At 72.0% G+C, this 10,225-nt stretch carries 8 protein-coding genes and 1 riboswitch; of the genes, 4 read left to right on the forward strand and 4 right to left on the reverse strand.

Features of this window, described 5'->3' with window-relative positions:
- Positions 1–87 precede the first annotated feature (87 nt).
- Entirely contained in the window at positions 88–1,059 is a 972-nt protein-coding gene (gene murQ / locus K6I34_RS22655) for an N-acetylmuramic acid 6-phosphate etherase (protein WP_229328164.1), read from the forward strand.
- 19 nt (positions 1,060–1,078) lie between these two features.
- A complete protein-coding gene (locus tag K6I34_RS22660; RefSeq protein WP_229328165.1) occupies positions 1,079–2,644 on the forward strand; it encodes a PTS transporter subunit EIIC in 1,566 nt (521 codons plus the stop codon).
- An 11-nt stretch (positions 2,645–2,655) separates the two neighbouring features.
- Here the strand turns inward: K6I34_RS22660 and groL are convergent, their stop codons facing one another.
- From groL to thrC, 4 genes are all read right to left on the reverse strand, one after another.
- A complete protein-coding gene (gene groL, locus K6I34_RS22665; protein ID WP_229328166.1) occupies positions 2,656–4,278 on the reverse strand; it encodes a chaperonin GroEL in 1,623 nt (540 codons plus the stop codon).
- A 385-nt stretch (positions 4,279–4,663) separates the two neighbouring features.
- Entirely contained in the window at positions 4,664–4,867 is a 204-nt protein-coding gene (locus K6I34_RS22670; RefSeq protein ID WP_229328167.1) for a cold-shock protein, read from the reverse strand.
- Between the two features lie 438 nt (positions 4,868–5,305).
- Complete coding sequence (locus K6I34_RS22675) at positions 5,306–5,581, reverse strand: MoaD/ThiS family protein (protein WP_229328168.1); 276 nt, start codon at positions 5,579–5,581, stop codon at positions 5,306–5,308.
- Positions 5,582–5,744: 163 nt separating this feature from the next.
- The gene (gene thrC / locus K6I34_RS22680; protein ID WP_229328169.1) at positions 5,745–7,058 is read right to left on the reverse strand and encodes a threonine synthase; all 1,314 of its coding nucleotides are present in this window, start codon (positions 7,056–7,058) and stop codon (positions 5,745–5,747) included.
- A gap of 17 nt (positions 7,059–7,075) precedes the next feature.
- Positions 7,076–7,218, reverse strand: a riboswitch (SAM riboswitch).
- A 161-nt stretch (positions 7,219–7,379) separates the two neighbouring features.
- Between thrC and K6I34_RS22685 the strand changes: the two genes are divergently transcribed.
- Both K6I34_RS22685 and K6I34_RS22690 read left to right on the forward strand, forming a co-directional pair.
- Positions 7,380–8,327, forward strand: a complete 948-nt coding sequence (locus tag K6I34_RS22685; RefSeq protein ID WP_229328170.1) for a glucosyl-3-phosphoglycerate synthase — start codon at positions 7,380–7,382, stop codon at positions 8,325–8,327.
- Positions 8,328–8,555: 228 nt separating this feature from the next.
- The gene (locus K6I34_RS22690; RefSeq protein ID WP_229328171.1) at positions 8,556–9,995 is read left to right on the forward strand and encodes a trehalose-6-phosphate synthase; all 1,440 of its coding nucleotides are present in this window, start codon (positions 8,556–8,558) and stop codon (positions 9,993–9,995) included.
- The last annotated feature ends 230 nt before the right edge of the window (positions 9,996–10,225 follow it).

The raw sequence follows: 10,225 nt of genomic DNA on the forward strand, positions 1-10,225 counted from the left end.
CCCCACCACTGAATCCCTCCGCGTAAGACCCGCTGAACCGCCGGCTCCCCCACGGCCGCGGTCCCGGCCACGGAAAGGCGCCGCACCATGTACTCGCCCGACTCGCCGGACTCACCGGACTCGCCCGCCCGCGCGGCGCTCGGAGCCCAGCTCGCCGCCCTCACCACCGAGGCGTTCCGCCCCGAGCTCGCGGACATCGACCGGCTGCCGACCCTCGACATCGCGACGATCATGAACGGTGAGGACGCCGGTGTCGCGGGCGCCGTCGCCGCCCGGCTCCCCGAACTGGCCGCCGCGATCGACGCGACCGCGGCCCGCATGGCGCGCGGCGGCAGACTCGTCTACGCGGGCGCCGGCACGGCCGGACGGCTCGGCGTGCTCGACGCCAGCGAGTGCCCGCCGACCTTCAACACCGAACCCGGCCAGGTCGTCGGCCTGATCGCGGGCGGCACGCCCGCCCTGGTCACGGCGGTGGAGGGCGCGGAGGACAGCGCCGAGCTCGCCGCCGGGGACCTCGCGGCCCTCGGTGTCGGCCCGGACGACACCGTCGTCGGAGTCTCGGCCTCCGGCCGCACCCCGTACGCCCTCGGCGCCGTGACCCACGCGCGGGTCGCGGGCGCGCTCACCATCGGCCTCTCCTGCAACGCGGGTTCGCCGCTGGGCGCCGCCGCCGACCACGCCATCGAGGTCGTCGTGGGCCCGGAACTGCTCACCGGCTCCACCCGGCTGAAGGCGGGCACGGCGCAGAAGCTCGTCCTCAACATGCTCTCGACCATCACCATGATCCGGCTCGGCAAGACCTACGGGAATCTGATGGTCGACGTCCGCGCCTCCAACGAGAAGCTGCGCGTCCGCTCGCGCCGCATCGTCGCCCTGGCCACCGGGGCCTCCGAGGCGGAGACGGAGGCCGCCCTGGCGGAGACCGGCGGCGAGGTGAAGAACGCCGTCCTCGTCCTCCTCGGCGGCGTCGACGGGCCCACCGCGGCCCGGCTGCTGGAGGCATCCGGCGGCCACCTGCGCGCGGCACTGCACACGGCCACGGGAGGCCGACCGAGCTGACGGCGGCGATCCTGGGGGCATGACCCCACCCGGAACACCACCGCCGGAGGCGTCACCCGCCACGCCGTACGACCACGGCCCCGACCGGCACACCGGCACCGCCGCCGCGCTGCTCCCCCTCCTCGGCGGCGCCGCGAACCTCGCCTCCGTCGCCCACTGCATGACCCGGCTGCGCCTGGAGCTCCACGACCGCGCGCTCGTCCGCGACGCCGAGCTGCGGGCCCTGCCCGGCGTACTGGGCGTGGTCGACGGCGGCACGTCGTACCAGGTCGTGCTCGGGCCGGGCACGGTCGCGCGGGTGGCGCCGGAACTGGAACGGCTACGGTCCGCGGCACCACCGCCGGTCGCCGTCGAAGCGCTCGCCGCCCCGCTCGCCGGGTCCCTGACCGAGTCCCTGACCGAGTCGCTCGCCGATTCCCTCGCCGAGCGGGGGGCGGCCCTCCGGGCGGAGCGGGCCGCGCGCAACGCCACGCCGGGAAGGCTGCTGCTGCGCCGGATCGCCGCCGTGTTCGTACCGCTGATCCCGGCGCTGATCGGCTGCGGCATCGTCGCGGCCCTGGCCGGGCTGCTGGCCAACACCCGCCTGCTGCCGGGGCTCGTGCCCGCGCTGGTGGCCGTGGCCTCGGGCTTCATGGCGCTGATCGCGGTGTTCGTCGGCGTCAACACGGCGAAGGAGTTCGGCGGCACCCCGGTCCTGGGCGGCGCGGTCGCGGCGGTCACGGTGTTCGGGGGCGTCGTCCGGATCGACGTCTTCGGCGAGCGCCTGGTGCCGGGCGAGGGCGGGGTCCTGGGCGCGCTGGCCGCCGCGCTGCTGGCGGTGCGGGTCGAGAAGTGGTGCCGCCACCGCGTACCGGAGGCCCTGGACGTGCTGCTCACCCCGACGCTCACGGTCCTGGTCGCCGGCCTGGTCACGCTGTACGGGCTGATGTCCGTGGCGGGCCGGGCCGCCACGGCGATCGGCCACGGCGCCGACTGGCTGCTGTCGAACGGGGGCGCGGCCGCGGGCTTCCTCCTGGGCGGGCTGTTCCTGCCCCTGGTGCTGCTGGGCCTGCACCAGGCCCTGATCCCGATCCACGCGACGCTGATCCAGCAGCAGGGCTACACGGTGCTGCTGCCCCTCCTGTCGATGGCGGGCGCGGGCCAGGTGGGCGCGGCGCTCGCGGTCCATGTCCGGCTGCGCGACGACGGGTCGGTGCGCAGGACGGTCCGCTCGGCCCTGCCCGCCGGGCTGCTGGGCATCGGCGAACCCCTCATCTACGGCGTCTCGCTGCCGCTGGGCCGCCCGTTCCTCACGGCGTGCGTGGGCGGTGCCTTCGGCGGCGGCTTCGTCGGCCTGCTGGCGCAGTCCGGCCACACGGTGGGCGCCACGGCCATCGGCCCGTCGGGCTGGGCCCTCTTCCCCCTGCTGAACGGCAGCGACGGCCCGGGCCCGGCGGCGGCGCTGTACGGGGCGGGCCTGCTGATCGGCTATCTCGCGGGCTTCCTGGCCACGTACTTCTTCGGTTTCACCGGGCGGACCGCAAGCCGAAAGGGCGGCACCCCCGTGCAGGGAGTGCCGCCCTCGGCGTGCGTTCAGGACGAATGATCCGGTGAGGATCAGAAGTCCATGTCACCGCCCGGCATGCCGCCCGGAGCGGCCGCGGCGGCCTTCTCCGGCTTGTCGGCGATGACGGCCTCGGTGGTCAGGAACAGCGCGGCGATGGACGCGGCGTTCTGCAGCGCGGAACGCGTGACCTTGGCCGGGTCGATGATGCCCTCGGCGATCATGTCGACGTACTCACCGGTCGCGGCGTTCAGACCGTGGCCGACGGCCAGGTTGCGGACCTTCTCCACGACGACGCCGCCCTCGAGACCACCGTTGACGGCGATCTGCTTCAGCGGGGCCTCCAGGGCCAGGCGCACGGCGTTGGCACCGGTGGCCTCGTCACCCTCGAGGTCCAGCTTCTCGAAGACCGCGGAGGCCTGGAGCAGGGCCACGCCACCACCGGCGACGATGCCCTCCTCGACCGCGGCCTTGGCGTTGCGGACGGCGTCCTCGATACGGTGCTTGCGCTCCTTGAGCTCCACCTCGGTGGCGGCACCGGCCTTGATGACGGCCACGCCGCCGGCCAGCTTCGCCAGGCGCTCCTGCAGCTTCTCGCGGTCGTAGTCGGAGTCGCTGTTCTCGATCTCGGCGCGGATCTGGTTGACGCGGCCCTGGACCTGGTCGCTGTCACCGGCACCGTCGACGATGGTCGTCTCGTCCTTGGTGATGACGACCTTGCGGGCGCGGCCGAGCAGGTCGAGACCGGCGTTCTCCAGCTTGAGGCCGACCTCCTCGGAGATGACCGTGCCACCGGTGAGGATGGCGATGTCGCCGAGCATGGCCTTGCGGCGGTCGCCGAAGCCCGGGGCCTTGACGGCGACGGACTTGAAGGTGCCGCGGATCTTGTTGACCACCAGGGTCGACAGGGCCTCGCCCTCGACGTCCTCGGCGATGATCAGCAGCGGCTTGCCGGACTGCATGACCTTCTCGAGGAGCGGCAGCAGGTCCTTGACCGAGCCGATCTTCGAGTTGACGATCAGGATGTACGGGTCCTCGAGGGAGGCCTCCATACGCTCCATGTCGGTGGCGAAGTACGCCGAGATGTAGCCCTTGTCGAAGCGCATACCCTCGGTGAGCTCCAGCTCCAGACCGAAGGTCTGGGACTCCTCGACGGTGATGACGCCTTCCTTGCCGACCTTGTCCATGGCCTCGGCGATCAGCTCGCCGATCTGGGTGTCGGCGGCGGAGATGGAGGCGGTGGAGGCGATCTGCTCCTTGGTCTCGACCTCCTTGGCCTGGTCGAGCAGCGCACCCGAGACGGCCTCGACGGCCTTCTCGATACCGCGCTTCAGGGCCATCGGGTTGGCACCCGCGGCCACGTTGCGCAGACCCTCGCGGACCAGCGCCTGGGCGAGGACGGTCGCGGTCGTCGTGCCGTCACCGGCGACGTCGTCCGTCTTCTTCGCGACCTCCTTGACCAGCTCGGCGCCGATCTTCTCGTACGGGTCCTCGAGCTCGATCTCCTTGGCGATGGAGACACCATCGTTGGTGATCGTGGGGGCGCCCCACTTCTTCTCGAGGACGACGTTCCGGCCCTTGGGGCCGAGGGTGACCTTGACGGCGTCGGCGAGCTGGTTCATCCCGCGCTCGAGACCGCGCCGTGCCTCCTCGTCGAACGCGATGATCTTGGCCATGTGAAGTGGTCCTCCCAGGACTGGGGTGGATTGCTCCGGACCGCGCTGGCGCCCGCGACGGACGGCCCGCGGGCCCGGCGGTTCCTTGCCCCGCCCGACTCGCCGACCTCACCGACGGTCCAAATCTGTCACTCTCACTCGGAGAGTGCTAACGCCAATGATTAGCACTCGACCCCTGCGAGTGCAAGCGGTATGGACGGGATCCATGCTCGCGTGGCACCGGGGGGCCTCCCGGCGGCGACCGAGGGCGCAAGCGACCCCCAGGGGCGCACGCCCGGCGATCGATCGCGGCGATCGATCGCGGACACACGAAGGACCCGCACCCGGTGATGCGGGTACGGGTCCTTCGGCGAGCTGGAGTGAATCGGTGGTCGATGCGCCAAGGTCAGCCGCTGATCTTGACCATGTCCGCCTGGGGCCCCTTCTGGCCCTGCGAGATCTCGAACTCCACGCGCTGCCCCTCTTCGAGGGTGCGGTAACCGTCCATCTGGATCGCGCTGTAGTGGACGAATACATCCGCACCACCGTCGACCGCGATGAAGCCGTACCCCTTCTCCGCGTTGAACCACTTGACGGTGCCCTGAGCCATGCCTAACTCCCCTATTACTGGCCCTTGCACAGGACCGCACTTCGCGGACCCGGGTCAGACCTCACCCCCAGGACACTCCCCCGCCATCGGCAGGAGGAATCCCGTTGGTGTGCGCCGGAACGCGTCGACCGCGGCTGAATGTATCTGCACGGATGCCGTCTGCAACAGGTCACTCGGACGAGAATTCCCGGCCGCCCCGATCGCCGAAACATGCCCAACTCCGGTGATTCCAGGGCAAGTCGGGCTGGGCATACCACAATCAACCCGACAATTCGCACACACAGTTCGGGCACAACTTGACGGGTTCTCATATGTGTTCGGCACTGACGCCGGAGGGGGATCGCCCCAACTGTATCGCGCTCAACAGCACGGAATCGCCCCGTCCGCTTCATGGACGGGGCGATTCCGGGGTCGTTCCGCAGGGGTCCTGCGTAAAGTTCAGCCTCCGGCGACGGCGGGAATGATCGAGACGCCGGCCCCGTCGGGGGTGGCGGCGGCGAGCCCGCCCTCGAAGCGGACGTCGTCGTCGTTGACGTACACGTTGACGAACCGCCGCAACTTCCCCTGCTCGTCGAGGACACGGGCGCCGATGCCGGCGTGGTTCCTGTCGAGGTCGGCGATCACCTCGGCGAGCGTCGCCCCCTCGGCGGACACTTCGGCCTGCCCACCGGTGTAGGTACGCAGGATGGTCGGAATACGCACGGTAACGCTCATGGGTTCACCTTCTGTTGTCGAGCGCCCCATAGGGGCGCGGGGAACTGCGCGAGCAGCCACGACGGACCGGCAGCCGCGCACCAAGCACAAGAGGCACCCCACTAGGCGCGGGGTCCAGGGGCGAAGCCCCTGGCGGGGCCCGGGGCGAAGCCCCGGACCAGGCTCAACGCGAAGTACCGAACCCCGCCGCCCGGAAAGCCTGAAGCGTCGGCCTGATCGTCGCCGAAGGCCCCGCCGCCACCGCGTCGAGCGTCTTCAGCCCGTCCCCCGTGTTGAGGACGACCGTCGTCAGCGACGGATCCAGCACCCCCGCCGCGAACAGCTTCCGGGCCACGCCCACCGTCACCCCGCCCGCCGTCTCCGCGAAGATCCCCTCCGTGCGGGCGAGCAGCCGGATCGCGTCCACGATCTCCTCGTCCGTGACGTCCTCGACGGCCCCGCCCGTGCGCCGGGCGATGTCGAGCACGTACGGCCCGTCCGCCGGGTTGCCGATCGCCAGCGACTTCGCGATCGTGTCCGGCTTCACCGGCCGCACCACGTCGTGCCCGTCCTTGAAGGCCCGGGAGACCGGGGAGCAGCCCTCCGCCTGGGCGCCGAAGATCTTGTAGGGCCGGTCCTCGACGAGCCCGAGGGCGATCAGCTCCTTCAGCCCCTTGTCGATCTTCGTGAGCTGGGAGCCCGAGGCGACGGGGACGACCAGCTGGTCGGGCAGCCGCCAGCCCAACTGCTCGCAGATCTCGTACGCGAGGGTCTTGGAGCCCTCGCCGTAGTACGGGCGGAGGTTCACGTTCACGAAGCCCCAGCCCTCCCCCAGCGGGTCGCCGATCAGCTCGCTGCAGAAGCGGTTCACGTCGTCGTAGGTGCCCTCGATGCCGACGAGGTCGCCGCCGTAGACCGCGGCCATCACGACCTTGCCCGCCTCCAGGTCGTGCGGGATGAAGACGCAGGACGCGAAGCCGGCGCGCGCGGCGGCCGCGCCCACGGCCCCCGCGAGGTTGCCGGTGGAGGAGCAGGACAGGGTGGTGAAGCCGAAGGCCCGCGCGGCCTCGACGGCGATGGCGACGACGCGGTCCTTGAAGGAGTGCGTCGGGTTGCCGGAGTCGTCCTTGACGTACAGGCCGCCGGTGACGCCCAGTTCGCGGGCGAGATTGTCGGCCTTGACGAGCCGGGTGAAACCGGGGTCGAGGCCAGGCTTCTCCGCGACGTCGGCGGGCACGGGCAGCAGCGGGGCGTACCGCCAGATGTTCGGCGGACCGGCCTCGATGCGACGACGCAGGCCCTCGGGGTCCCCTTCGGGAAGCTCGTACGCGACCTCCAGCGGGCCGAAGCAGACGGCGCAGGCGAAGAGGGGGCCGAGGGTGGAGCGCTCCCCGCACTCGCGGCACGAGAGGGCGATGGCGGGACCGAGATCGATGGAATCGGCGGAGCCGGGAGGGACGACGGAAGCCGTTGAATCCTGAACAGACTGCACAGCCATGGAGGCGAGGCCCTTTCTCCTCATCTTCCTCGCGGCGGACGTCGCCACGAGACGGATTTGGCACCTTCCCCGCCGGGAGCCTCGCGTCGTATGACCGAGACCGGCTGGAGGGTTGCCGGGGCTTCATCGGGCCGTGTCCCTCTGCCCCTCTGGATGAGCGGTATGGCACTGGGCGCGGCCCAGGCGTTTGTGCACGCGGCGACCCCGACATACGTCGGCGTTCCGCGTTGTTCAGACTGTAACGGAAGGTATGGGCGGCGGAGACAGCCGTCCGAGTCGCGAGATGCGTCACAGGAACCCGGGAACCGAGGAGTCGTTCACGTGCTGGAAGAGGTGGAGCGCTGGCTGGACCGGCGGTCCTGGTCCGTCGGAGACCGTCCGCTCGACCAGCTGCTCACGGCGAAACGGGGCGCGGGCACCACGGTGAGCGTGGTGCTGCCCGCGCTGAACGAGGAGGCCACGGTCGGCGACATCGTGGCCACGATCCGGCGCGAGCTGATGTCCGAGGCCGTGCCGCTGGTGGACGAGCTGGTGGTGCTGGACTCCGGTTCCACGGACCGCACGGCCGAGGTGGCCGCGGCGGCCGGGGCGCGCGTGGTGCACCGGGACTCGGTCCTGCCGCGGCTGCCCGCGCTGCCGGGCAAGGGCGAGGTGCTCTGGCGCTCGCTGCTGGTGACCGGCGGGGACATCGTCTGCTTCATAGACTCCGACCTGCGGGACTTCTCCGCCGACTTCGTGTCGGGCATCGTCGGCCCCCTGCTGACGGACCCCGGCGTGCAGTTCGTGAAGGCGATGTACGACCGCCCGCTGGGCGAGGCCGCCGGGCAGGGCGGCCGCGTCACCGAGCTGGTGGCCCGCCCGCTGCTCAACCTGCACTGGCCGCAGCTGGCCGGCTTCGTCCAGCCCCTCGGCGGCGAATACGCGGCGCGGCGCTCCCTGCTGGAGCGCCTGCCGTTCCCGGTCGGCTACGGCGTGGAGCTGGGCCTGCTCGTGGACGCCCTGCACACGGTGGGCCTCGACGCGCTCGCCCAGGTCGACGTGGGCGTCCGCCTCCACCGCCACCAGGACGGCCGCGCCCTCGGCCGCATGGCCGCGGCCATCTACCGCACGGCCCAGCTCCGCCTGGCCCGCGGCCATCTGATCCGCCCTGTCCTCACCCAGTTCGAACGCACGGCGGATGGCTTCACGCCGCGCACGTACGCGGTGGACACGGAGGAACGCCCCCCGATGGCGGACGTCCCCGAATACACGGAACGCCGCGCGGCGTAGCGCCCTGTAAGGGGCGCGGGGAACTGCGCGACCAGCCACGACGGACCGGCAGACGCACACCGGGCACAAGACGCACCCCAGTAGGCGCAACCGGGGTCCAGGGGGCGGCAGCCCCCAGGTGGGTGGGACGGCCGCACCACCGCCGGGGTGCTGTTCAGGACGAACGTTTGAACGTTCGGCCGTCCGGCAAGGCTCAGCCACATGGCCGCAGAGCACATGCATGCGCACATGCAAGAAGCCCGCATCGTCGTCGCCTCCAACCGCGGCCCGGTGTCGTACAAGCTGACCGACGACGGCCGCCTCACCGCCGGCCGCGGCGGTGGCGGCCTCGTGTCGGGGCTCAGCGCCGTCGGCCGGGACGCGAGCGCCGTCTGGGTGTGCGCGGCGCTCGGCGACGGCGACCGCGAGGCGGTGCGGCGCGCGGGCCGCCGCCTCGACACCGGGGACACCGGCGGCCACCGGGTGCGCATGCTGGACATCGACCAGGACACCTTCGCCGCCGCCTACAACGGCATCGCGAACTCCGTCCTGTGGTTCGTCCACCACCTGCTGTACGAGACGCCGCTCGCCCCCGTCTTCGACGCGGAGTTCCGCCGCCAGTGGGCGGCGTACGAGGCGTACAACGCCGCGTTCGCGGACGCGATCGCCGAGGAGGCGGCACAGGGCGCGGCCGTGCTCGTGCAGGACTACCACCTGGCCCTGGTCCCGGGCCTGCTCCGGAAGAGCCGCCCGGACCTGCGCGTCGGCCACTTCCAGCACACCCCGTGGGCACCGCCGGACTACTACCGGCTGCTCCCGGACGACGTGGCGGAGCAGGTGCTGCGCGGCATGCTCGGCGGCGACCGCGCGGCCTTCCTCACCGAGCGCTGGGCGGACGCGTTCGCCGACTGCTGCGAGCGCGTGCTGGGGGCGGAGGTGGTCCGCGGCGGTACGGGCGGGACGGCCGTGCTGTTCGAGGGGCGGTCGGTACGGCTGGGGGTGCACGGCCTGGGCGCCGACGCGGAGTTCCTGCGCGAGCGCGCGCACCGGCCGGACGTGGAGGAGCGGCTGGCCGCGCTCCGGGAGCAGCTGGGCCCGGACCGCAGGACGATCGTCCGGGTGGACCGCACCGAGCTGTCCAAGAACATCGTGCGCGGCCTGCACGCGTACCGGCGGCTGCTGGAGGAGCACCCCGAGTGGCACGGCAAGGTCGTGCACATCGCCTTCGCGTACCCCTCGCGGCAGGACCTGCGGGTCTACCGCGACTACACGGCCGAGGTGGCCCGGGTCGCCCGGGACATCAACGCGACGTTCGGCACGGCCGACTGGGAGCCGGTGGCCCTGCACGTCAAGGACGACTTCGCCCGCTCCCTCGCGGCGTACCGCCTCGCGGACGTGGCCCTGGTCAACCCCATCCGCGACGGCATGAACCTGGTCGCCAAGGAGGTCCCCGTCGTCTCCGACCACGGCTGCGCGCTCGTCCTGTCGCGGGAGGCGGGGGCGGTGGCGGAGCTGGGGCCCGACGCGCTGGTGGTCAATCCGTACGACGTGGAGGCGACGGCGGCGGCGTTGCACGCCGCGCTTCTCATGCCGCCCGGGGAACGGGCGGCCCGCACCTCGCGCCTGGCGGCGGCCGCGACGGCTCTGCCGCCGGAGCGGTGGTTCCTCGCTCAGCTGGAGGCGCTCTGAGTTCTGTCCGGTACGCCTACCGGGGTGCGTCTTGCGCTGCGCGCGCGGCTGCGGGTCCGGTGGGGGCTGGTCGCGCAGTTCCCCGCGCCCCTGATGAGGTGCGCTAGTCCGTCGCCTTCCGGTTGTGGGCATGCGTTCCGCTAGGGGCGGAACGGGTGGGCACAACCGGACCACCGGCCGCAACCGACCACCAACGGGGGTCCGGGGGCGGAGCCCCCGGTGGGTAGAAG

The organism is Streptomyces sp. UNOC14_S4, assembly GCF_020740835.1.
Lineage (GTDB): Bacteria > Actinomycetota > Actinomycetes > Streptomycetales > Streptomycetaceae > Streptomyces.

Bases quoted from the DNA above. Each gene is read 5' to 3' on its own strand.
- K6I34_RS22670 (WP_229328167.1), bottom strand. From the start codon at position 4,867: ATGGCTCAGGGCACCGTCAAGTGGTTCAACGCGGAGAAGGGGTACGGC.
- groL (WP_229328166.1), bottom strand. From the start codon at position 4,278: ATGGCCAAGATCATCGCGTTCGACGAGGAGGCACGGCGCGGTCTCGAG.
- murQ (WP_229328164.1), top strand. From the start codon at position 88: ATGTACTCGCCCGACTCGCCGGACTCACCGGACTCGCCCGCCCGCGCG.
- thrC (WP_229328169.1), bottom strand. From the start codon at position 7,058: ATGGCTGTGCAGTCTGTTCAGGATTCAACGGCTTCCGTCGTCCCTCCC.
- K6I34_RS22690 (WP_229328171.1), top strand. From the start codon at position 8,556: ATGCAAGAAGCCCGCATCGTCGTCGCCTCCAACCGCGGCCCGGTGTCG.
- K6I34_RS22675 (WP_229328168.1), bottom strand. From the start codon at position 5,581: ATGAGCGTTACCGTGCGTATTCCGACCATCCTGCGTACCTACACCGGT.
- K6I34_RS22660 (WP_229328165.1), top strand. From the start codon at position 1,079: ATGACCCCACCCGGAACACCACCGCCGGAGGCGTCACCCGCCACGCCG.